This is a genomic window from Klebsiella sp. SWET4 (genome assembly GCF_024296565.1).
GTDB lineage: Bacteria > Pseudomonadota > Gammaproteobacteria > Enterobacterales > Enterobacteriaceae > Klebsiella > Klebsiella variicola.
Map to the genome: position 1 here is coordinate 359,702 of NZ_JANCOB010000004.1, position 21,059 is coordinate 380,760.

At 62.1% G+C, this 21,059-nt stretch carries 22 protein-coding genes and 1 other annotated feature; of the genes, 16 read left to right on the top strand and 6 right to left on the bottom strand.

The features are described from left to right. The 3 genes from NKJ21_RS13090 to nifM are packed head-to-tail and all read left to right on the top strand — an operon-like array spanning window position 1 to window position 1,498. A complete protein-coding gene (locus NKJ21_RS13090) occupies window positions 1-258 on the top strand; it encodes a nitrogenase-stabilizing/protective protein NifW (protein ID WP_008804125.1) in 258 nt (85 codons plus the stop codon). Then, on the top strand, window positions 255-698 hold the full coding sequence (locus tag NKJ21_RS13095; RefSeq protein WP_012541106.1) for a nitrogen fixation protein NifZ: 444 nt from the start codon (window positions 255-257) through the stop codon (window positions 696-698). The genes NKJ21_RS13090 and NKJ21_RS13095 overlap by 4 nt, the downstream gene beginning before the upstream one ends. Next, window positions 698-1,498, top strand: a complete 801-nt coding sequence (gene nifM / locus NKJ21_RS13100; protein ID WP_101837109.1) for a nitrogen fixation protein NifM — start codon at window positions 698-700, stop codon at window positions 1,496-1,498. Before NKJ21_RS13095 ends, nifM begins: the two co-directional genes overlap by 1 nt. A 22-nt stretch (window positions 1,499-1,520) precedes the next feature. On the opposite strand, the gene NKJ21_RS13105 is transcribed toward nifM, so the two are convergent. Further along, complete coding sequence (locus NKJ21_RS13105; protein WP_008804122.1) at window positions 1,521-2,051, bottom strand: flavodoxin; 531 nt, start codon at window positions 2,049-2,051, stop codon at window positions 1,521-1,523. 319 nt (window positions 2,052-2,370) lie between these two features. On the opposite strand from NKJ21_RS13105, the gene nifL reads away from it, so the two are divergent. The 4 genes from nifL (at window position 2,371) to NKJ21_RS13125 (ending at window position 7,512) form a co-directional block, all read left to right on the top strand. After that, on the top strand, window positions 2,371-3,855 hold the full coding sequence (gene nifL / locus NKJ21_RS13110) for a nitrogen fixation negative regulator NifL (RefSeq protein ID WP_025714614.1): 1,485 nt from the start codon (window positions 2,371-2,373) through the stop codon (window positions 3,853-3,855). Beyond that, window positions 3,852-5,426 carry a nif-specific transcriptional activator NifA gene (gene nifA / locus NKJ21_RS13115; RefSeq protein ID WP_101837108.1) on the top strand — a complete coding sequence of 525 codons (1,575 nt, stop codon included), beginning with the start codon at window positions 3,852-3,854 and terminating at the stop codon, window positions 5,424-5,426. Before nifL ends, nifA begins: the two co-directional genes overlap by 4 nt. A gap of 164 nt (window positions 5,427-5,590) precedes the next feature. Beyond that, the gene (gene nifB, locus NKJ21_RS13120) at window positions 5,591-6,997 is read left to right on the top strand and encodes a nitrogenase cofactor biosynthesis protein NifB (protein ID WP_008804119.1); all 1,407 of its coding nucleotides are present in this window, start codon (window positions 5,591-5,593) and stop codon (window positions 6,995-6,997) included. Continuing rightward, window positions 6,997-7,512, top strand: coding sequence for a nitrogen fixation protein NifQ (locus tag NKJ21_RS13125; protein ID WP_012541103.1), 516 nt, complete (start codon window positions 6,997-6,999; stop codon window positions 7,510-7,512). Before nifB ends, NKJ21_RS13125 begins: the two co-directional genes overlap by 1 nt. A 1,576-nt stretch (window positions 7,513-9,088) precedes the next feature. On the opposite strand, the gene plaP is transcribed toward NKJ21_RS13125, so the two are convergent. The 4 genes from plaP to NKJ21_RS13140 form a co-directional block, all read right to left on the bottom strand. Beyond that, complete coding sequence (gene plaP, locus NKJ21_RS13130) at window positions 9,089-10,447, bottom strand: putrescine/proton symporter PlaP (RefSeq protein ID WP_004148994.1); 1,359 nt, start codon at window positions 10,445-10,447, stop codon at window positions 9,089-9,091. Next, window positions 10,437-10,499 carry a membrane protein YoeI gene (yoeI, locus tag NKJ21_RS27845; RefSeq protein WP_096335043.1) on the bottom strand — a complete coding sequence of 21 codons (63 nt, stop codon included), beginning with the start codon at window positions 10,497-10,499 and terminating at the stop codon, window positions 10,437-10,439. The genes plaP and yoeI overlap by 11 nt, the downstream gene beginning before the upstream one ends. Before the next feature lie 237 nt (window positions 10,500-10,736). After that, entirely contained in the window at window positions 10,737-11,627 is an 891-nt protein-coding gene (locus NKJ21_RS13135; protein WP_254732937.1) for a LysR family transcriptional regulator, read from the bottom strand. A gap of 38 nt (window positions 11,628-11,665) precedes the next feature. Then, on the bottom strand, window positions 11,666-12,490 hold the full coding sequence (locus tag NKJ21_RS13140; protein WP_008804116.1) for an SDR family oxidoreductase: 825 nt from the start codon (window positions 12,488-12,490) through the stop codon (window positions 11,666-11,668). Between the two features lie 176 nt (window positions 12,491-12,666). Here NKJ21_RS13140 and hisL point away from each other — a divergent pair, with 176 nt between their 5' ends. From hisL to hisIE, 9 genes are all read left to right on the top strand, one after another. Then, window positions 12,667-12,717: a his operon leader peptide gene (gene hisL, locus NKJ21_RS13145; protein WP_004899375.1), complete on the top strand. Its 51-nt coding sequence runs from the start codon at window positions 12,667-12,669 to the stop codon at window positions 12,715-12,717. After that, window positions 12,693-12,815 (top strand) — a sequence feature (His leader region). (Overlaps the previous gene by 25 nt.) 47 nt (window positions 12,816-12,862) lie before the next feature. Further along, a complete protein-coding gene (gene hisG, locus NKJ21_RS13150; RefSeq protein WP_002912152.1) occupies window positions 12,863-13,762 on the top strand; it encodes an ATP phosphoribosyltransferase in 900 nt (299 codons plus the stop codon). A 39-nt stretch (window positions 13,763-13,801) separates the two neighbouring features. Further along, entirely contained in the window at window positions 13,802-15,106 is a 1,305-nt protein-coding gene (gene hisD / locus NKJ21_RS13155; protein WP_008804115.1) for a histidinol dehydrogenase, read from the top strand. Continuing rightward, on the top strand, window positions 15,103-16,164 hold the full coding sequence (gene hisC / locus NKJ21_RS13160; protein WP_012967604.1) for a histidinol-phosphate transaminase: 1,062 nt from the start codon (window positions 15,103-15,105) through the stop codon (window positions 16,162-16,164). Before hisD ends, hisC begins: the two co-directional genes overlap by 4 nt. Beyond that, a complete protein-coding gene (gene hisB, locus NKJ21_RS13165) occupies window positions 16,161-17,228 on the top strand; it encodes a bifunctional histidinol-phosphatase/imidazoleglycerol-phosphate dehydratase HisB (RefSeq protein ID WP_008804114.1) in 1,068 nt (355 codons plus the stop codon). The genes hisC and hisB overlap by 4 nt, the downstream gene beginning before the upstream one ends. Then, on the top strand, window positions 17,228-17,818 hold the full coding sequence (gene hisH, locus NKJ21_RS13170; protein WP_008804113.1) for an imidazole glycerol phosphate synthase subunit HisH: 591 nt from the start codon (window positions 17,228-17,230) through the stop codon (window positions 17,816-17,818). Before hisB ends, hisH begins: the two co-directional genes overlap by 1 nt. Beyond that, on the top strand, window positions 17,818-18,555 hold the full coding sequence (hisA, locus tag NKJ21_RS13175; RefSeq protein ID WP_004152515.1) for a 1-(5-phosphoribosyl)-5-[(5-phosphoribosylamino)methylideneamino]imidazole-4-carboxamide isomerase: 738 nt from the start codon (window positions 17,818-17,820) through the stop codon (window positions 18,553-18,555). Before hisH ends, hisA begins: the two co-directional genes overlap by 1 nt. Beyond that, complete coding sequence (gene hisF, locus NKJ21_RS13180; RefSeq protein ID WP_008804112.1) at window positions 18,537-19,313, top strand: imidazole glycerol phosphate synthase subunit HisF; 777 nt, start codon at window positions 18,537-18,539, stop codon at window positions 19,311-19,313. Before hisA ends, hisF begins: the two co-directional genes overlap by 19 nt. Then, complete coding sequence (gene hisIE / locus NKJ21_RS13185) at window positions 19,307-19,903, top strand: bifunctional phosphoribosyl-AMP cyclohydrolase/phosphoribosyl-ATP diphosphatase HisIE (protein ID WP_008804111.1); 597 nt, start codon at window positions 19,307-19,309, stop codon at window positions 19,901-19,903. Before hisF ends, hisIE begins: the two co-directional genes overlap by 7 nt. Window positions 19,904-19,941: 38 nt before the next feature. On the opposite strand, the gene wbdC is transcribed toward hisIE, so the two are convergent. Further along, window positions 19,942-21,057 (bottom strand): N-acetyl-alpha-D-glucosaminyl-diphospho-ditrans,octacis-undecaprenol 3-alpha-mannosyltransferase WbdC, encoded by a 1,116-nt coding sequence (gene wbdC, locus NKJ21_RS13190; protein WP_004184789.1) that lies wholly within the window; start codon window positions 21,055-21,057, stop codon window positions 19,942-19,944. Window positions 21,058-21,059 lie beyond the last annotated feature (2 nt).

The window sequence follows — 21,059 nt, forward strand, 5'->3', positions numbered from 1 at the left end:
ATGGAGTGGTTTTATCAGATCCCCGGCGTGGGCGACCTGCGCTCCGCCGATGCGTTCTTTCAGTTTTTCGCCGTTCCCTACCAGCCCGAGCGCCTGGCGCACTGCAGCCTGCCGGTGCTGGCCACCTTTCACCGCAAGCTGAAGGCGGAAGTGCCTCTGCTCAACCAGCTGGAGGATAACCCGCGCGCGCACTGGCTGCTGGCGCGCCGACTGCTGGCGGAGAGTTATCAGCAACAGTTCGAGGAGAACACGCCATGAGACCCCGATTTACCTTTAGCGAAGCGGTCCGCGTCGTGCGCGCCATCCGTAACGATGGCACCTATGCGGGCCTGCCGTCCGGCGCCCTGCTGGTGCGCCGGGGCAGCATCGGCTATGTCCGCGACTGGGGAGTATTCTTGCAGGACCAGATCATCTACCAGATCCACTTCCCGGACTGCGACCGGGTGGTCGGCTGTCGCGAACAGGAGCTGATTGCCGGCGATCGGCCCTGGCTGGCCGGCAATCTGCAGTATGGCGATAGCGTAATCTGTCAGACGGCGCTGGCGATGCAGGGCGAGATGGTGGTCAGCGTAGGTCAGTTGGGGCGCATCGAAGCCACCGACCGGGGCGAGCATGGCGACGGCTATATCGTCGACTTCGGCGGCCGCTGGTTCCAGGTCCCGGTAAGCGCGCTGGCGCTGGCAGAGGAGGAAGAATAATGGAGCCATGGCAACGATTTGGCCGGCAGCGGCTGGCGCAGAGCCGCTGGAACTGCGAGCCGGCGGCCATCGACGCGGTCGACCGGCAGGCCTTCGAGACGGCCTGGCAGCGCCAGGCCCAGATGGAGCAGCTCATCGTCGCCCAAATTGCGCCGGAGGCGATCCCCGCCGCGCTGCTGGAGGGCCTCGCCACTTCGCTGGGCGCCTGGCTGGATGAGGGAGGATTTACGCCAGCGGAGCGGGCGGCGATCGTCCTGCACCACGCCCGGCTGGAAACCGCCTTCGCCGGGATTGCCAGCCAGGCGCCGCGGCCGGATCCCGCCGCGGTGCAGGCCTGGTATCTGCGGCATCAGGCGCAGTTTATGCGCCCGGAACAGCGCCTGACCCGCCATCTGCTGCTCACCGTCGATGGCGACGACCAGGCGGTTTACTCGCGCATACGGGAGCTTCATGGGCAAATCGAAGCCTCTCGCGAGGCGTTTGCGCCGCTGGCCCAGCGACACTCCCACTGCCCGAGCGCGCTGGACGGCGGGCGGCTGGGGTGGATCGGCCGGGGGCTGCTCTATCCGCAGCTGGAGGAGGCGCTGTTTGCGCTGGTGGAAAATGCGCTGAGCGCGCCGGTGGCCAGTGAGCTCGGCTGGCATCTGATCTGGTGTGAGGCCATTCGCCCTGCCGCGCCGATGACGCCTGAGCAGGCGCTGGAAAGCGCCCGCGATTACCTCAGTCAACAGAGCCAGCGCCGCCACCAGCGCCAGTGGCTGGCCGAGATGTTAGCGCGCCAGCCGGGGCTGTGCGGGTAGCCGACAGGCTACCCGCCATCGCCTACAGCAGATGCGGTTTAATCTCCTCAAGCCAGGTCGCCAGCCGCGCGTCGGTCTCGTCGAACTGGTTATCCTGATCCAGCACCAGTCCGACAAAGCGATCCCCCTCCAGCGCCGATGAGGCGCTGAACTCATACCCCTCGTTCGGCCAGCTGCCGATCATCGTCGCCCCGCGGGCACGCAGGGCGTCGTACAGCGGCCGCAGCCCGCTGGCGAAGTTATCCGGATAGCCACGCTGATCGCCGAGGCCAAACAGCGCCACCGTTTTCCCCTGCAGGCTGACGTCGCCGAGGTTGCGGATAAACTCGGCCCACGACTCGCTCTCGCCCCCGGCCTCGAGGCCCGGCAGCTGGCCGTCGCCCAGCGTCGGCGTCCCCAACAGCAGGGCCGGGTAGGCCAGCAGGTCCGCCAGCGTGGCGCGGTTAATATTGACCGGGGCGGCGGCGGCCTCCCCCAGCTGCTTGTGGATCATTTTCGCGATCTTGCGGGTTTTACCGGTATCGGTACCAAAGAAAATGCCAATGTTCGCCATAGTACGCTCCTGTCGGAATGGTGTTGAAAAAAGGAATGACGACAGAGGTATTGCGAAGGCTGTGCCAGGTTGCCCTGCACCGCGACGGCCCATCCCTGCCCCATCAGGATCGCTTCGCATCACGATGCCGCGCGCCAAAGGCGCACCCGGCGGGGCGAAAGGTAAAAATCCGTGAATTTTCCCCCTGTCGGATCAATGTTTCGCGTGGTCGTTCCGATAAGGGCGCACACTTTGCATGGTTATCCGGGTTCGGCTTACCCCGCCGCGTTTTGCGCACGGTGTCGGACAATTTGTCATAACTGCGACACAGGAGTTTGCGATGACCCTGAATATGATGCTCGATAACGCCGCGCCGGAGGCCATCGCCGGCGCGCTGACTCAACAACATCCGGGGCTGTTTTTTACCATGGTGGAACAGGCCTCGGTGGCCATCTCCCTCACCGATGCCAGCGCCAGGATCATTTACGCCAACCCGGCGTTTTGCCGCCAGACCGGCTATTCGCTGGCGCAATTGTTAAACCAGAACCCACGCCTGCTGGCCAGCAGCCAGACGCCGCGCGAGATCTATCAGGAGATGTGGCATACCCTGCTCCAGCGTCAGCCCTGGCGCGGCCAGCTGATTAATCAGCGTCGGGACGGCGGCCTGTACCTGGTGGAGATTGACATCACCCCGGTGCTTAGCCCGCAAGGGGAACTGGAGCATTATCTGGCGATGCAGCGGGATATCAGCGTCAGCTACACCCTCGAGCAGCGGCTGCGCAACCATATGACCCTGATGGAGGCGGTGCTGAATAATATCCCCGCCGCCGTGGTAGTGGTGGACGAGCAGGATCGGGTGGTGATGGACAACCTCGCCTACAAAACCTTCTGCGCTGACTGCGGCGGCCGGGAGCTGCTCACCGAGCTGCAGGTCTCCCCTGGCCGGATGACGCCCGGCGTGGAGGCGATCCTGCCGGTGGCGCTGCGCGGGGCCGCGCGCTGGCTGTCGGTAACCTGCTGGCCGTTGCCCGGCGTCAGCGAAGAGGCCAGCCGCTACTTTATCGACAGCGCGCTGGCGCGGACCCTGGTGGTGATCGCCGACTGTACCCAGCAGCGTCAGCAGCAGGAGCAAGGACGCCTTGACCGGCTGAAGCAGCAAATGACCGCCGGCAAGCTGCTGGCGGCGATCCGCGAGTCGCTGGACGCCGCGCTGATCCAGCTGAACTGCCCGATTAATATGCTGGCGGCAGCCCGTCGGCTGAACGGCGAGGGAAGCGGGAATGTGGCGCTGGAGGCCGCCTGGCGTGAAGGGGAAGAGGCGATGGCGCGGCTCCAGCGCTGTCGCCCATCGCTGGAACTCGAAAACCCCGCCGTCTGGCCGCTGCAGCCCTTTTTCGACGATCTGTGCGCCCTCTACCGTACCCGCTTCGATCCCGACGGGCTGCAGGTCGACATGGCCTCACCGCATCTGATCGGCTTTGGCCAGCGCACCCCGCTGCTGGCGTGCTTAAGCCTGTGGCTCGACCGCACCCTGGCCCTCGCCGCCGAATTGCCCTCCGTGCCGCTGGCGATGCAGCTCTACGCCGAGGAGAACGACGGCTGGCTGTCGCTGTACCTGACTGACAACGTACCGCTGCTGCAGGTGCGCTACGCCCACTCCCCCGACGCGCTGAACTCGCCGGGCAAAGGCATGGAGCTGCGGCTGATCCAGACCCTGGTGGCGCATCATCGCGGGGCCATTGAGCTGGCTTCCCGACCGCAGGGCGGCACCTGCCTGACCCTGCGTTTCCCGCTGTTTAACACCCTGACCGGAGGTGAAGCATGATCCCTGAATCCGACCCGGACACCTCCGTCAGACGCTTCGACCTCTCTCAGCAGTTCACCGCCATGCAGCGGATAAGCGTGGTGCTGAGCCGGGCCACCGAGGCCAGCAAAACGTTGCAGGAGGTGCTCAGCGTATTGCACAACGATGCCTTTATGCAGCACGGGATGATCTGCCTGTACGACAGCGAGCAGGAGATCCTCAGTATCGAAGCGCTGCAGCAAACCGGCCAGCAGCCCCTCCCCGGCAGCACGCAGATCCGCTATCGCCCCGGCGAGGGACTGGTGGGGACCGTGCTGGCCCAGGGGCAGTCGCTGGTGCTGCCCCGGGTCGCCGACGATCAGCGTTTTCTCGACCGCCTGAGCCTCTACGATTACGATCTGCCGTTTATCGCCGTACCGTTGATGGGGCCCAACGCCCGGCCAATAGGGGTGCTGGCGGCCCAGCCGATGGCGCGCCAGGAAGAGCGGCTGCCGGCCTGCACCCGTTTTCTCGAAACCGTCGCCAACCTCGTCGCCCAGACCATCCGGCTGATGATCCTTCCGGCCTCACCCGCCCTGTCGAGCCGCCAGCCGCCGAAGGTGGAACGGCCGCCGGCCTGCTCGTCGTCGCGCGGCGTGGGCCTTGACAATATGGTCGGCAAGAGCCCGGCGATGCGCCAGATCGTGGAGGTGATCCGTCAGGTCTCGCGCTGGGACACCACCGTGCTGGTACGCGGCGAAAGCGGCACCGGGAAAGAGCTGATCGCCAACGCCATCCATCACCATTCGCCACGGGCTGGCGCCGCCTTCGTCAAATTTAACTGCGCGGCGCTGCCGGACACCCTGCTGGAAAGCGAACTGTTCGGCCATGAGAAAGGCGCCTTTACCGGGGCGGTGCGTCAGCGTAAAGGACGTTTTGAGCTGGCGGATGGCGGCACCCTGTTCCTCGATGAGATTGGTGAAAGCAGCGCCTCGTTCCAGGCCAAGCTGCTGCGTATCCTCCAGGAGGGGGAGATGGAGCGGGTCGGCGGCGATGAGACCCTGCGGGTGAATGTCCGCATCATCGCCGCCACCAACCGTCACCTGGAGGAGGAGGTCCGGCTGGGCCATTTCCGCGAGGATCTCTATTATCGTCTGAACGTGATGCCCATCGCCCTGCCCCCGCTGCGCGAACGTCAGGAGGACATCGCCGAGCTGGCGCACTTCCTGGTGCGCAAAATCGGCCAGCATCAGGGACGCACGCTGCGGATCAGCGAGGGCGCGATCCGCCTGCTGATGGAGTACAGCTGGCCGGGTAACGTTCGCGAACTGGAGAACTGCCTCGAACGATCGGCGGTGATGTCGGAGAGTGGCCTGATCGATCGCGACGTGATCCTCTTCACTCACCAGGATCGTCCCGCCAAAGCCCTGCCTGCCAGCGGGTCAGCAGAAGACAGCTGGCTGGACAACAGCCTGGACGAACGTCAGCGACTGATCGCCGCGCTGGAAAAAGCCGGCTGGGTGCAGGCCAAGGCGGCACGGCTGCTGGGGATGACGCCGCGCCAGGTCGCTTATCGGATCCAGATCATGGATATCACCCTGCCGCGTCTGTAGGCCGCGGTGTCAGGTTCAGGACATTGTCGTCAGTACGGCAGGAACGCGACAATGTTGAGCCGCAGGGATGCGGGATAACGCTTTATTTTTCAGCCAGATAAAAAATTCGTCACTGGTACGTCGTTTGCAGCAGGAAGGTATCGCCCAACCATGAAGGTACGACCATGACTTCCTGCTCTTCTTTTTCCGGCGGTAACGCCTGTCAGTCGGCGGACGCCAGCGCGTTAGCGCCGCGGGTGGCCGACAAGGTCGCCGCGCACCCCTGCTACTCTCGCAGCGGGCATCACCGTTTCGCCCGGATGCATCTTCCGGTCGCCCCGGCCTGCAATCTGCAGTGCAACTACTGCAACCGTAAATTCGACTGCAGTAATGAATCCCGCCCCGGGGTGTCATCGACGCTGCTGACCCCCGAGCAGGCGGTGTTGAAAGTGCGCCAGGTGGCCCAGGCCATCCCGCAGCTGTCGGTGGTCGGCATAGCCGGGCCCGGCGATCCGCTGGCCAATATGACCCGCACCTTCCGCACCCTGGAGCTGGTCCGCGACCAGCTTCCGGACCTCAAATTATGCCTGTCAACCAACGGGCTGATGCTGCCCGACGCGGTCGATCGCCTGCTGGAGGTCGGCGTGGATCACGTCACGGTGACCATCAATACCCTGGATGCCGATATCGCCGGGCAAATCTATGCCTGGCTGTGGCTCGACGGCGAACGCTACCGCGGCCGGGAAGCCGGGGAGATCCTGATTGCCCGCCAGCTTGAAGGGGTCCGCAGGCTGACCGCCGCGGGGGTGCTGGTCAAGATAAACTCGGTGCTGATCCCGGGGATCAACGACGGCGGCATGGCCGAGGTCGGCCGTCGTTTGCGGGAAAGCGGCGCGTTTATTCACAATATTATGCCGCTGATTGCCAGACCGGAGCACGGCACGGTTTTTGGTCTCAACGGCCAGCCGGAGCCGGACGCCGGGATGCTCGCCGCGATCCGCAGCCAGTGCGGGGAGGTGATGCCGCAGATGACCCACTGCCACCAGTGCCGTGCCGACGCCATCGGCATGCTGGGCGAAGATCGCAGCCAGCAGTTCACCCGGCTGCCGGACCCGGACAGCCTCCCCGACTGGCTGCCCATCCTCCACCAGCGCGCCGAACTTCATGCCAGCCTCGCCACGCAGGGGGAGTCGGACGCGGATGACGCCTGTCTGGTGGCCGTGGCCTCCCGCCACGGCGAGGTCATTGACTGTCATTTTGGCCATGCCGACCGCTTCTCGATCTACAGCCTGTCGGCCGCCGGTATGGTGCTGGTGGGCGAGCGCTTTACACCGAAATATTGCCGCGGCGAAGAGGAGTGTGAGCCACAGGAGAACGAGGCCAGACTGGCGGCGCTGCTGGCGCTGCTCGCCGACGTAAAAGCGGTGTTCTGCGTGCGTATCGGCCATACGCCATGGCAGCAGCTGGAATTACAGGGCATTGAGCCGCAGGTGGACGGCGCGTGGCGTTCGGTCGCCGAGGTGCTGCCTGCCTGGTGGCAGCGGCGGCGCCAGAGCCTGGCGGCATCGCGTCTGCGTCAGGGGGTCGCCTGATGGCGCCGGTCGACTGGTTGACCCGCCTGTGGCGATTGTATCACGCCGGAAAAGGCTGCTTTCCGCTGCGGATGGGGCTGACGCCCGCGGCATGGCGGTCGCTGCAGCAGCGGCTGGGCGAGGTGGCGACGCCGCTGGACAGCGCGACGCTGAGCCGCCGTCGGCTGATGACCGAGCTGAATGCTACCCGCGACGAAGAGCGTCGGCAGCTGGGGCAGTGGCTGACGGAGTGGATGGCGCCGGGGGCCGAACCGATGGCGCAGATCGTCGCCGAGGTAGCGCTGGCGTTTAACCATCTGTGGGAGGATCTGGGACTCGATTCGCGGGCGGAACTGGGCCGGCTGATGAGCGACTGCTTTCCACTGCTGGTGGTGCAGAACGTCCACCATATGCGCTGGAAAAAGTTCTTTTACCGCCAGCGCTGCCTGCAGTCGCAGGGGGAGATTGTCTGCCGATCGCCAAGCTGCGACGAGTGCCTGGAGCGCAGCCTCTGCTTCGAACCGCCACCGCTATAAACAAGCCGCAGCCCCCTGCGGCTGACCCAACCACACTCGCGTTTTAGCGCTTTACGCGGGTTTCTGCCGGGTGGCGCTTCGCTTACCCGGCCTACAACCCCAAATCACCACTGGATCAGGGGCCACTGAAACTGCCGGTGCTGGCGGCCTCAAAATCGCTGAGACGTTCCCGGAAGGCCGGGGCAGCCCGCATGGATGCGGGCTGAGGGCCGTGTTTTGCACGGACGCTGCCTCGGCCCGACCCGAAGCCTGCAGGGAAAAGTCGAAGGTACCACGAAGTGGCGATTTTGCCGGCCGGAGCCCGGGGGTACAGGGGGCGGCGGCGACTGGCCGCCCTCAGTGCGCTCCCTGCGCCATGAGAGACATAACGCAGAAGACTAACCGGGAGCGCAATGAGCGCTGAAGCCACAGATAACATAAACAACCACACTGCAGTGCTTCCCCTCCCCCTAACCCTCTCCCGGAGGGAGAGGGAACCGTCCGGTCGTCGTTTCCGTGCCCAACATATTGCCGGGTGGCGGCGGCGCCTGACCCGGCCTACAACCCCAAATCACCACTGGATCAGGGGCCACTGAAACTGCCGGTGCTGGCGGCCTCAAAATCGCTGAGACGTTCCCGGAAGGCCGGGGCAGCCCGCATGGATGCGGGCTGAGGGCCGTGTTTTGCACGGACGCTGCCTCGGCCCGACCCGAAGCCTGCAGGGATAAGTCGAAGGCACCACGAAGTGGCGATTTTGCTGGCCGGAGCCCGGGGGTACAGGGGGCGGCGGCGACTGGCCGCCCCCTGTGCGCTCCCAGCACCATAAGAGACATAACGCAGAAGACTAACCGGGAGCGCAAACTACGCTGAAGCCACAGATAACATAAACAACCACACTGCAGTGCTTCCCCTCACCCTAACCCTCTCCCGGAGGGAGAGGGAACCGTCCGGTCGTCGTTTCCGTGCCCAACATATTGCCGGGTGGCGGCTGCGCCTGACCCGGCCTACAACCCCAAATCACCACTGGATCAGGGGCCGCTGAAACTGCCGGTGCTGGCGGCCTCAAAATCGCTGAGACGTTCCCGGCAGGCCGGGGCAGCCCGCATGGATGCGGGCTGAGGGCCGTGTTTTGCACGGACGCTGCCTCGGCCCGACCCGAAGCCTGCAGGGATAAGTCGAAGGTACCACGAAGTGGCGATGTTGCTGGCCGGAGCCCGGGGGTACAGGGGGCGGCGGCGACTGGCCGCCCCCTGTGCGCTCCCAGCACCATAAGAGACATAACGCAGAAGACTAACCGGGAGCGCAAACTACGCTGAAGCCACAGATAACATAAACAACCACACTGCAGTGCTTCCCCTCACCCTAACCCTCTCCCGGAGGGAGAGGGAACCGTCCGGTCGTCGTTTCCGTGCCCAACATATTGCCGGGTGGCGGCTACGCCTGACCCGGCCTACATAACCATTAAATTTCAGATGGTTAACCATCACCGTAGGCCCGCGCAAGCGCAGCGCCGCCGGGCAAAAGGTATCGCACCGGGCCAAACGAAAAAAAGCCGGAGGTTTCCCTCCGGCTTTTCTCATTTACATCACGCTATGCCTTAGGCCACATCTTCATACTGCGGCACCGGGTTGCGGAAGCTTTTGGTCACGCAGGCCAGATAGACCAGACCGATACCGGCCCAGATCAGGCCCAGAATCATCGAGCTCTCTTCCAGGTTGACCCACAGCGCGCCAACGGTCAGGGCGCCGCACATCGGCAGGAACAGATACTGGAAGTGGTCTTTCAGCGTCTTGTTGCGTTTCTCACGGATCCAGAACTGCGAAATCACCGACAGGTTAACGAAGGTAAACGCCACCAGCGCACCAAAGTTAATCAGCGCCGTCGCCATCACCAGGTCGAAGTTAATCGCCAGCAGCGCAATAGCGCCGACCAGGATGATGTTCATCGCCGGGGTGCGCCAGGTCGGGTGAACATAGCCGAAGAAGCTTTTCGGGAACACGCCGTCGCGGCCCATCACGTACATCAGACGCGCCACGCCAGCGTGCGCCGCCATACCGGACGCCAGCACGGTGATGGTGGAGAAGATCAGCGCGCCAACCTGGAAGGCTTTACCTGCTACGTAGAGCATAATTTCCGGCTGTGACGCATCCGGATCTTTAAAGCGAGAGATGTCCGGGAAGTACAGCTGCAGGAAGTAGGTGGCAAAGATGAAGATCAGGCCGCCGATCAGCGCGGTCAGGAAGATCGCCCGCGGGATGACGCGCTCTGCATCTTTGGTCTCTTCAGACAGGTTGCTGATGCCGTCGAAGCCGGTAAACGAGAAGCACAGGATCGTCGCCCCGGTAATCATCGGGATCACGTGCGCGTCACCGGACCAGAACGGACGGCTGCTGGCCAGCGTACCGGCGCCTTCGCCTTCAAACACGCCATAAATCACCATGCCGAGAATAACGGCAATCAGCACCACCTGCAGCACCACGATCACGGTGTTGAAGTTGGCCACGGATTTAATGCTGCGCAGGTTAAAGGCGGTCATAAAGGCGACCAGCGCGATAACAAACACCCACGACGGAATCGAAGGCACCAGCGCTTCAAAATAGATTTTCGCCAGCAGAATGTTGATCATCGGCGCGAACAGGTAGTCGAGCAGCGAGGACCACCCCACCATAAAGCCAACGGTCGGGCTGATGGATTTCTGCGCATAGGTATACGCCGAGCCGGCAGAAGGGTAACGACGTACCAGCTTGCCATAGCTCAGGGCAGTAAACAGAATGGCGATTAACGCAAAGGCGTAGGCCGTCGGCACGTGACCGTCGGTCATACCAGAGACGATACCAAACGTATCGAACAGCGTCATCGGCTGCATATAGGCCAGGCCCATCATTACAACCGGAACTAACGTAAGCGTTTTACGTAATTCCACGCGAGAGGTATTTGGAGTAGCGTTATGCGACATAGTTATCCCCTTTTACGGTGAACGCCAGCGCGTAAGCAAAAAATTGCCCCATTTCTTTCTATTCCTCAGCGACAACGACTGTCGGTTTTTAGTAAATATCTATCCGGTACGAAGCCCGGCCTCTTGGTATTGAATGATGTGTCTTTCGACCAAAAAAATAACCGACACTTTTAAAAAAAGCGTCGGCTAGTCTCTGGTTTTCAGGCCGCATATTTTGCAACAAATTCAACGGCGTTGACAAGATGTTATGAAGTTCATTGCGTAAGCGTATTTTTTAACGCGCTAATATCTATACGATTTCCGTATGATAAATTGTAAAAATAGCACTATTTGCTAATAGCATTTCCCGCCACCATTTGCTGGCCAAACCGCAGGTGGCGTCATTCCAGGCGATCCAGGCATGCTGGCGGGGCGACAGCCCGCGAACCGCCATGCTGATGAGCTCGCCGCTCTCCAGCAGCCCCTGCACCTGGTAACGCGGCAGACAGCCCCAGCCCAGCCCCATGCGCAGCAGCGCCAGCTGCCCCGCGGCGTCACACACCGTCAGGGTCTCCTGATCGCTGAGAAGCGCCCCGCCCTCGCCGGTGGCCACCGCCCGATAACGGCGCAGGGTCCGCCAGCTCAGCGGAGCGCGGTGTCGCGCCAGCGGATGCTGCGGGGAAACCACCAGCAGCAGCTCCAGCTCGCCGAGGGGGAGATAGTCATAACCGCTCAGCGGCGGCGGCTCGCCAAGGGCGCCCAGCAGCAGATCGGCCTGCCCGTCGGTCAGCGGGCGCCAGTCCAGCAGCGAGGGGTTCTGCGTGAAGTGCAGCCGGGTCAGCGGCTGTTGTTGATAAAATGCGGCAATCAGCGGCGAAAGCTGCGTCACGGGAAAAGTGCAGTCCACCGCCAGGCGGAGGGTGTGCTCCCACCCCTGCTGCAGTTTGACCGCCCGGATCTCCAGTTCGCGGGCGATATGCAGCACCTCCCGCCCTTTCTCCAGCAGCATTTGTCCGGTGGGGGTAAAGCGCGCGCGGTGGCCGCTGCGGTCGAGCAGCTGAATATTGAGATCGCTTTCCAGCCGGTGAATGGTGTAGCTCAGCGCCGAGGGCGTTTTAAAGAGCTTTGCCGACGCGGCGGCAAAGCTCCCCTCTTTTTCCAGCGCGTCGAGGATCAAGAGGACATCCAGCAGTGGTTTCATCGCTACCCCCTTACGGTATGCGAATCACCGCTGGTAGATCACTCCATCGGCATCACCAGCGGATCGGGGTACTGGTACTCAAACCCCAGCTCATTGCAGATACGATTGCCATCCACAATCTTGCCCTGACCACCGTCCGGGCTGTCGCTGAACACCGGGGGCGGCAGCCCCAGTTCACGGGCCATCTGCGGATAAAAGAGGCCGCGCGCCGGATGGCGGGGCGCACATAGATTATAGATGTGCCCGCCCTTCGGGGCCTGCAACAGCAGTTCGATAGCGGCCACCACATCCTGCAAATGCACCAGATTGACCACGTGCTGGCCATCCGGCGCCGACTTGCCGGCAAAAAAACGTCCCGGATGACGGGAAGGCCCCACCAGCCCGGCCAGACGCAGAATATCCACCGAGGTTCCCGGCAGGTTGTGCAACCAGTCCTCCAGCTCCTTGAGCACCTGCCCGCTGGCGGTTTGCGGCAGACGCGGGGAGTTCTCTTTCACCGTGCCGTTGACGTTGCCATACACCGAGGTGGAACTGGTGAAGACGATCCGCGGAATATGGTGCGCCAGCGCGGTATCGACAATCTCCTGCACCGCCTGCAGATAAAACCCTTCTCCCGCCCCGGTACGCCGGGCCGGCAGCGTGATCACCAGCGCATCGACGTTCATCAGCGCGTCGAGGTCCTCGGTATCACAGACCAGCTGCGGCTCCAGGCGCAGCGGATAGCTGTCAATCCCGCACATCCGCGCCGCCTCCACGCCATCCTGCGTGGTTTTACTGCCGGTGACCTGCCAGCCTCGCGCCATCAATGACAGCGCCAGCGGCATTCCCAGCCATCCCAAACCGACTATCGCGACCTTTTTCATCCCAGGCTCCTGACTCTTTCGCTGTGCTGATTACAGGCTACGCCAGCCAGCGGCAACTGACAATTTCTTCGCTCAATGTGAAATGAATTAATGATAGAAAAAAGCCCTTGCTTTCTGCGGCGGAAGTGGTTTAGGTTAAAGGACATCAAATGCATAGTCATTCACAGAGAATTTTTATGAACCGCGTTCAATTTAAACACCACCATCATCACCATCATCCTGACTAGTCTTTCAGGCGATGTGTGCTGGAAGACATTTGGATCTTCCAGTGGTGCATGAACGCGCAGAGAGCCCCCGGAAGATTCACTTCCGGGGGCTTTTTTTTGGACCAAATTCGGACAGATTCAGACAGGTATTCAGAGGAAAAGAACAATGTTAGACAACACCCGTTTACGCATAGCTATTCAGAAATCAGGCCGTTTAAGCGAAGATTCACGCGAATTACTCAGCCGCTGCGGCATTAAAGTCAATTTGCACACCCAGCGTCTGATTGCGCTGGCGGAAAATATGCCAATCGACATTCTGCGCGTGCGTGATGACGATATCCCGGGCCTGGTGATGGACGGTGTTGTCGACCTCGGCATTATCGGCGAAAACGTGCTGGAAGAAGAGCTGCTCAGCCGCCGCGCTCAGGGCGAAGACCCGCGCTACTTCACCCTGCGCCGTCTCGACTTCGGCGGCTGCCGCCTGTCGCTGGCGACCCCGGTGGATGAAGCCTGGAACGGCCCGGCGGCGCTGGACGGCAAACGCATCGCCACCTCTTACCCGCACCTGCTGAAGCGCTACCTCGATCAAAAAGGTATCTCCTTTAAATCCTGTCTGCTGAACGGCTCCGTGGAAGTGGCGCCGCGCGCCGGCCTCGCCGACGCCATCTGCGACCTCGTCTCCACTGGCGCCACCCTGGAAGCCAACGGACTGCGCGAAGTGGAAGTGATCTACCGCTCCAAAGCCTGCCTGATCCAGCGCGACGGCGAGATGGCCGACGCCAAACAGCAGCTGATTGACCGCCTGCTGACCCGTATTCAGGGCGTGATCCAGGCCCGCGAGTCGAAATACATCATGATGCACGCTCCGACCGAACGCCTGGAAGAAGTGGTTGCCCTGCTGCCGGGCGCCGAGCGTCCGACTATTCTGCCGCTGGCAGGCGACAAGCAGCGCGTGGCGATGCACATGGTCAGCAGCGAAACCCTGTTCTGGGAGACCATGGAAAAACTGAAAGCGCTGGGCGCCAGCTCCATTCTGGTGCTGCCGATTGAGAAGATGATGGAGTAATCGGCCAGCCGGTCACGGGACACACAGGGGAAAACAATCATGAGCTTCAACACAATCATCGACTGGAACGGCTGTAGCGCAGACCAACAGCAACAACTCTTAACGCGCCCGGCGATTTCCGCCTCCGACAGCATCAGTAAAACGGTGGCAGAGATCCTCGATAACGTCAAAGCCAACGGCGACGCGGCGCTGCGCGAATACAGCGCGAAGTTTGATAAAACCACCGTCGCCGCGCTGCAGGTGAGCGAGGCGGAGATCGCCGCCGCCGGCGAACGCCTCAGCGACGAGCTGAAGCAGGCGATGGCGGTGGCGGTGAAAAACATCGAGACCTTCCACAACGCGCAACAGCTGCAGGCGGTGGATGTCGAAACGCTGCCGGGGGTACGCTGCCAGCAGGTCACCCGCCCTATCGCCTCCGTCGGGCTGTATATTCCGGGCGGCTCGGCGCCGCTGTTCTCCACGGTGCTGATGCTGGCGACGCCGGCGCGCATCGCCGGCTGTCAGCAGGTGGTGCTCTGCTCGCCGCCGCCGATCGCCGATGAGATCCTCTATGCCGCGCAGCTGTGCGGCGTGAAAACCATCTTTAACGTCGGCGGCGCCCAGGCCATCGCCGCCCTCGCCCTCGGGACCGAGTCGGTGCCGAAGGTGGATAAAATCTTTGGCCCGGGTAACGCTTACGTCACGGAAGCCAAACGTCAGGTCAGCCAGCGTCTGGACGGCGCAGCCATCGACATGCCGGCCGGCCCCTCGGAAGTGCTGGTAATCGCCGACAGCGGCGCCACCCCGGACTTTGTCGCCTCCGACCTGCTGTCGCAGGCGGAACACGGCCCGGACTCGCAGGTGATCCTCCTGACCCCGGACGCCGACCTCGGCAGCCGCGTCGCTGAGGCCGTCGAACGCCAGCTGGCCGCCCTGCCGCGCGCGGAAACCGCCCGCGTGGCCCTCTCCGCCAGCCGGATCATCGTGGCCCGCGACCTGGCGCAGTGCGTGGCTATCTCCAACCAGTATGGTCCGGAGCACCTGATCATTCAGACCCGTCAGGCCCGCGAGCTGGTGGACAGCATCACCAGCGCCGGTTCGGTTTTCCTCGGCGACTGGTCACCGGAATCCGCGGGCGATTACGCCTCGGGCACCAACCATGTCCTGCCGACCTATGGGTATACCGCCACCTGTTCGAGCCTCGGCCTGGCCGACTTCCAGAAGCGGATGACCGTGCAGGAGCTGTCGCGCGACGGCTTTGCCGCCCTCGCCTCAACGATTGAGATCCTGGCCGCCGCCGAGCGCCTTGACGCCCACAAAAACGCCGTAACGCTGCGCGTTGCCGCCCTGAAGGAGCAAGCATGAGCATTGAAGATTTAGCCCGCGCCAACGTCCGTGCGCTGACCCCGTATCAATCCGCTCGCCGTCTGGGCGGCAAAGGCGACGTCTGGCTGAACGCCAACGAATTCCCGACCGCCGTGGCTTTCCAGCTTACCGCGCAAACGATGAACCGCTATCCGGAGCCGCAGCCGAAGGCAGTCATCGAGAGCTACGCCCGCTACGCCGACGTCAAACCGGAGCAGGTGCTGGTCAGCCGCGGCGCCGACGAAGGGATTGAGCTGCTGATCCGCGCTTTCTGTGAGCCCGGCAAAGACGCGCTACTCTACTGCCCGCCCACCTACGGCATGTACAGCGTCAGCGCCGAGACCATCGGCGTCGAATGCCGCACCGTGCCGACCCTCGCCGACTGGCAGCTCGACCTGCCGGGTATCGAGGCGCAGCTGGACGGCGTGAAGGTGGTCTTTGTCTGCAGCCCGAACAACCCGACCGGTCAGATCATCGATCCGCAGTCGATACGCGACCTGCTGGAGATGACTCGCGATAAAGCCATCGTGGTCGCTGACGAAGCCTATATTGAATTCTGCCCGCAGGCGACGCTCGCCGGCTGGCTCAGCGACTATCCGCACCTGGTGGTGCTGCGCACGCTGTCCAAAGCCTTCGCCCTCGCCGGCCTGCGCTGCGGTTTCACCCTCGCCAACGCCGAGGTGATTAACGTGCTGCTGAAAGTGATCGCTCCGTATCCGCTCTCTACGCCAGTGGCCGATATCGCTGCCCAGGCGCTGAGCGCGGAAGGCATCGCCGCGATGCGCCAGCGCGTGGCGCAGATCCTCGACGAGCGCCGCTACCTGGTGGAACAGCTGCGCGGCATCGCCTGCGTGGAGCAGGTCTTCGATTCCGAGGCGAACTACGTTCTGGCGCGGATAACCGCCTCCAGCGCAGTGTTTAAATCTTTGTGGGATCAGGGCATTATCTTACGTGACCAGAATAAACAACCTTCATTAAGCGGCTGTTTGCGTATCACTATCGGTACCCGTGCCGAGAGCCAGCGCGTGATTGACGCCTTGACTGCGGAGAATGTATGACCCAGAAGTATCTCTTTATTGACCGTGACGGCACCCTGATTTCCGAACCGCCGGTGGATTTCCAGGTGGACCGTTTCGACAAGCTGGCGTTTGAGCCGCAGGTGATCCCGGCGCTGCTGAAGCTGCAGCAGGAAGGCTATAAGCTGGTGATGATCACCAACCAGGATGGCCTGGGAACCGACAGTCTGCCGCAGGAAGCATTTGATGGCCCGCACAACCTGATGATGCAGATCTTCGCCTCGCAGGGCGTCAATTTCGAAGAGGTGCTGATTTGTCCGCACTTCCCGGGCGACAACTGTGCCTGCCGCAAACCGAAAACGCAGCTGGTGCTGCCGTGGCTGGAAGACGGCGTACTGGATAAAAGCCACAGCTATGTGATTGGCGACCGGGCCACCGACCTTGAGCTGGCGGATAACATGGGAATTACCGGCCTGCGCTATGACCGTGAGACCCTGGACTGGCCGACCATCAGCGAGCAGCTGACCCGCCGCGACCGCTATGCCCACGTCGAGCGCATCACCAAAGAGACCCAGGTGGACGTGAAGGTGTGGCTGGACCGCGAAGGCGGCAGCAAGATCCACACCGGCGTCGGCTTTTTTGACCATATGCTCGACCAAATCGCCACCCATGGCGGCTTCCGCATGGAGATCAACGTCGGCGGCGATCTGTACATCGACGATCACCACACCGTGGAAGATACCGGCCTGGCCCTCGGCGAAGCCCTGAAGCTGGCGCTTGGCGACAAGCGCGGCATCAACCGCTTCGGCTTCGTGCTGCCGATGGACGAGTGTCTCGCCCGCTGCGCGCTGGATATCTCCGGCCGTCCGCACCTGGAGTATAAGGCGGACTTCACCTATCAGCGCGTCGGCGATCTGAGCACCGAGATGGTGGAACACTTCTTCCGCTCGCTCTCTTACACCATGGCGGTGACCCTGCACCTGAAAACCAAGGGCAAGAACGATCACCACCGCGTGGAGAGCCTGTTCAAAGCCTTTGGCCGTACGCTGCGCCAGGCGATCCGCGTCCAGGGCGATGCCCTGCCGTCTTCCAAAGGGGTGCTGTGATGAATGTGGTGATCCTTGATACCGGGTGCGCCAACCTCAATTCGGTGAAATCGGCGATTGGCCGCCACGGCTATGAGCCGGTGGTCAGCCGCGATCCGGAGGTGGTATTGCGTGCCGATAAACTGTTTCTTCCCGGCGTCGGCACCGCCCAGGCGGCGATGGACCAGCTGCGCGACCGCGATCTGATCGACCTGATCAAAGCCTGTACCCAGCCGGTGCTGGGGATTTGCCTGGGCATGCAGCTGCTCGGCAAGCGCAGCGAGGAGAACAACGGCGTCGATCTGCTGGGCATTATCGAAGAAGAGGTGCCGAAGATGACCGACCACGGTCTGCCATTGCCGCACATGGGCTGGAACCGGGTGTATGCCAAAGCAGGCGATCGTCTGTTCCGCGGCATTGAAGAAGGCGCGTATTTCTACTTCGTGCACAGCTACGCCATGCCGGTCAACCCGTACACCATCGCCCAGTGCAATTACGGCGAGGCGTTCACCGCCGCGGTGCAGAAAGATAACTTCTTTGGCGTGCAGTTCCACCCGGAGCGCTCCGGGAGCGCCGGGGCGCAGCTGCTGAAAAACTTCCTGGAGATGTGATGATTATTCCTGCTTTAGATTTAATCGACGGCACCGTCGTTCGTCTCCACCAGGGCGATTACGGCCAGCAGCGCGACTATGGCAGCGATCCGCTGCCGCGCCTGCAGTCCTATGCCGCTCAGGGGGCGGAAGTCCTGCACCTGGTCGACCTGACCGGGGCGAAGGATCCGGCGAAACGCCAGATCCCCTTGCTGAAATCTCTGGTCGCCGGCGTTGACGTCCCGGTACAGGTTGGCGGCGGCGTGCGGACCGAAGCGGATGTCGCGGCCCTGCTTGAGGCCGGCGTCGCCCGCGTGGTGGTCGGCTCCACCGCGGTGAAATCCCCGGAGGAAGTGAAAGGCTGGTTTAAACGCTTTGGCCCTGAACGGCTGGTGCTGGCGCTCGACGTGCGCATTGACGCCGACGGCAACAAGCAGGTGGCGGTCAGCGGCTGGCAGGAAAACTCCGGCGTGACGCTGGAGGAACTGGTGGAAAGTTATCTGCCGGTCGGCCTGCAGCATGTGCTGTGCACCGATATCTCCCGCGACGGCACGCTGGCAGGCTCTAACGTCTCGCTGTACGAGGAAGTCTGCGCCCGCTACCCGCAGGTGGCGTTTCAGTCATCCGGCGGCATCGGCGATCTCAAAGATATTGCCGCGCTGCGCGGCACCGGGGTGCGCGGCGTGATTGTCGGTCGCGCGCTGCTGGAAGGCAAATTCAACGTAACGGAGGCCATTCAATGCTGGCAAAACGGATAATCCCCTGCCTCGACGTCCGCGACGGCCAGGTAGTGAAAGGCGTGCAGTTCCGTAATCACGAGATCATTGGCGACATCGTCCCGCTGGCCAAGCGCTATGCCGACGAAGGAGCCGACGAACTGGTGTTCTATGATATCACCGCCTCCAGCGACGGCCGGGTGGTCGACAAGAGCTGGGTGTCGCGCGTGGCGGAAGTGATCGACATTCCTTTCTGCGTGGCGGGTGGGATCAAGTCGCTGGAAGACGCGGCGCAGATCCTCTCCTTCGGCGCCGATAAGATTTCGATTAACTCCCCTGCTCTCGCCGACCCGACGCTGATCACCCGCCTTGCCGACCGCTTTGGCGTGCAGTGTATCGTGGTGGGGATTGATACCTGGTTTGATGCAGAGACCGGCAAATATCACGTCAACCAGTATACCGGCGACGAGACCCGCACCCGGGTGACGCAGTGGGAAACCCTCGACTGGGTGGAGGAAGTGCAGAAGCGCGGCGCGGGCGAGATCGTCCTCAATATGATGAACCAGGACGGGGTGCGCAACGGTTACGACCTGCAGCAGCTGGCGAAGGTTCGCGCGGTGTGCCATGTCCCGCTGATCGCCTCCGGCGGCGCGGGCACCATGGAACACTTCCTCGAAGCCTTCCGCGACGCCAACGTTGACGGCGCGCTGGCGGCCTCGGTATTCCACAAACAGATTATTAATATTGGCGAACTGAAAGCGTACCTGGCGGCACAGGGCGTGGAGATAAGGGTATGTTGACTGAACAGCTGGACTGGGAAAAAACGGACGGCATGATGCCGGCCATCGTGCAGCACGCCGTATCCGGCGAAGTGCTGATGCTGGGCTACATGAACAAGGAGGCGCTGGAGAAAACCGAAGCCACCGGCAAGGTCACCTTTTACTCACGCACCAAACAGCGACTGTGGACCAAGGGTGAAACCTCGGGCAATGTCCTCAACGTAGTGAGCATCACGCCGGACTGTGACAACGATACGCTGCTGGTGCTGGTGAACCCGATCGGGCCGACCTGCCACAAAGGCACCACCAGCTGCTTCGGCGAAACCGGCCACCAGTGGCTGTTCCTCTATCAGCTGGAGCAGCTGCTGGCCGAGCGTAAGCACGCCGACCCGGAGAGCTCCTACACGGCGAAGCTGTACGCCAGCGGCACCAAGCGTATTGCGCAGAAAGTGGGGGAAGAAGGCGTGGAGACCGCGCTGGCCGCCACGGTGAACGACCGCTTCGAGCTGAAGAATGAGGCGTCGGACCTGATGTACCACCTGCTGGTGCTGCTGCAGGACCAGGGGCTGGATCTCGGGGAAGTGATTGATAATCTGAAGAGTCGTCACTAACGCGTTAACCCCCGCCGCAACGGCGGGGGTAGCTGACCTCAGGATTTGCTTTCCAGCAGCGTAGTGTAGAGATTGACGTAAGCGTCAATCATATGGTCGGCAGTAAACATCTCTTCAAAACGACGACGCGAGTTTTCGCCATAGCGGCTGGCGGTTTCATCGTTATGCCAGAGCTCATTCATCGCCTCCACCAGCGCCTGACTGTCATTCGGCGGGATCACACAGCCATTCACTTTGTCCTGGTTAATGAACGAGGTCCCGGTGCCGATCTCGCAGGAGATCAGCGGCCTGGCGAAGCGCGCGCCTTCCAGTAACGTAATGCCAAACGCCTCGGAGCGCAGATGCGAGGGGAAGACCACGCCCCGGCAGAGCTGGAAGAGAATGTATTTATCTTCGTCGTTGAGCATGCCGGTAAACACCACATTGCTCAGCCCGCGTTGCTGCGCCTCACGCCGCACTTCCGCCTCCAGCGGCCCGCCCCCGACGATCACCACCGGCAGCCGGCTACGCTCGGCGGCATCCAGCAGAATGTGCAGCCCTTTGTAGTAGCGGAAAGCGCCAACGAAGAGGAAGAAGTTATCGCCGACGGTTTCCCGCCAGTGCGCCACCCGCTGCGGATCGTGCTGCACGTCATGCTGCTCCAGACCAAACGGGATCACCACGGTTTTATCCTGATATTTTTTCAGGGTCTGGCTGGAGGCCACGTAGTTGGGCGACGAGGCGACGATGCAGTCTACGCTGGCGAGGAATCGCTCCTGCAGCGGCTGGTACAACTTCATTAACCGTTTTTGTTTCACAATATCCGAGTGATAGGTCACCACCGTTCTGGCGTCAGGCCGCGCCGAGAGATGCAACATATCCATGAATGGAAACGGAAAATGGTAGTTGATGATGTCGTAATCATCTTTAATCTGCTTAAAACGCTTTAACGCTTTCAACGAAAACGGCGTGGAGGCAATTTCAAAAAGCTGCTTATTATAAATGACCCGATGGTCTTCGTAGGCGACAGGACCTGTCTCTTTGTCCGGGCTAAAAGTAAAAACATCGGCTGCGATTCCCCGGCGGGCGCAGCCCTGACTTAGCTGATAAATGACCTGCTCAATACCGCCGTAGGTATCGGGATAGTAGGTCTTATAGACGTGTAGAACTCTCAACT

What these genes read in the sequence shown, in the direction of transcription:
- NKJ21_RS13090 (WP_008804125.1), top strand. Translation starts at nt 1, where the DNA reads ATGGAGTGGTTTTATCAGATCCCCGGCGTGGGCGACCTGCGCTCCGCC.
- NKJ21_RS13095 (WP_012541106.1), top strand. Translation starts at nt 255, where the DNA reads ATGAGACCCCGATTTACCTTTAGCGAAGCGGTCCGCGTCGTGCGCGCC.
- nifM (WP_101837109.1), top strand. Translation starts at nt 698, where the DNA reads ATGGAGCCATGGCAACGATTTGGCCGGCAGCGGCTGGCGCAGAGCCGC.
- NKJ21_RS13105 (WP_008804122.1), bottom strand. Translation starts at nt 2,051, where the DNA reads ATGGCGAACATTGGCATTTTCTTTGGTACCGATACCGGTAAAACCCGC.
- nifL (WP_025714614.1), top strand. Translation starts at nt 2,371, where the DNA reads ATGACCCTGAATATGATGCTCGATAACGCCGCGCCGGAGGCCATCGCC.
- nifA (WP_101837108.1), top strand. Translation starts at nt 3,852, where the DNA reads ATGATCCCTGAATCCGACCCGGACACCTCCGTCAGACGCTTCGACCTC.
- nifB (WP_008804119.1), top strand. Translation starts at nt 5,591, where the DNA reads ATGACTTCCTGCTCTTCTTTTTCCGGCGGTAACGCCTGTCAGTCGGCG.
- NKJ21_RS13125 (WP_012541103.1), top strand. Translation starts at nt 6,997, where the DNA reads ATGGCGCCGGTCGACTGGTTGACCCGCCTGTGGCGATTGTATCACGCC.
- plaP (WP_004148994.1), bottom strand. Translation starts at nt 10,447, where the DNA reads ATGTCGCATAACGCTACTCCAAATACCTCTCGCGTGGAATTACGTAAA.
- NKJ21_RS13135 (WP_254732937.1), bottom strand. Translation starts at nt 11,627, where the DNA reads ATGAAACCACTGCTGGATGTCCTCTTGATCCTCGACGCGCTGGAAAAA.
- NKJ21_RS13140 (WP_008804116.1), bottom strand. Translation starts at nt 12,490, where the DNA reads ATGAAAAAGGTCGCGATAGTCGGTTTGGGATGGCTGGGAATGCCGCTG.
- hisG (WP_002912152.1), top strand. Translation starts at nt 12,863, where the DNA reads ATGTTAGACAACACCCGTTTACGCATAGCTATTCAGAAATCAGGCCGT.
- hisD (WP_008804115.1), top strand. Translation starts at nt 13,802, where the DNA reads ATGAGCTTCAACACAATCATCGACTGGAACGGCTGTAGCGCAGACCAA.
- hisC (WP_012967604.1), top strand. Translation starts at nt 15,103, where the DNA reads ATGAGCATTGAAGATTTAGCCCGCGCCAACGTCCGTGCGCTGACCCCG.
- hisB (WP_008804114.1), top strand. Translation starts at nt 16,161, where the DNA reads ATGACCCAGAAGTATCTCTTTATTGACCGTGACGGCACCCTGATTTCC.
- hisH (WP_008804113.1), top strand. Translation starts at nt 17,228, where the DNA reads ATGAATGTGGTGATCCTTGATACCGGGTGCGCCAACCTCAATTCGGTG.
- hisA (WP_004152515.1), top strand. Translation starts at nt 17,818, where the DNA reads ATGATTATTCCTGCTTTAGATTTAATCGACGGCACCGTCGTTCGTCTC.
- hisF (WP_008804112.1), top strand. Translation starts at nt 18,537, where the DNA reads ATGCTGGCAAAACGGATAATCCCCTGCCTCGACGTCCGCGACGGCCAG.
- hisIE (WP_008804111.1), top strand. Translation starts at nt 19,307, where the DNA reads ATGTTGACTGAACAGCTGGACTGGGAAAAAACGGACGGCATGATGCCG.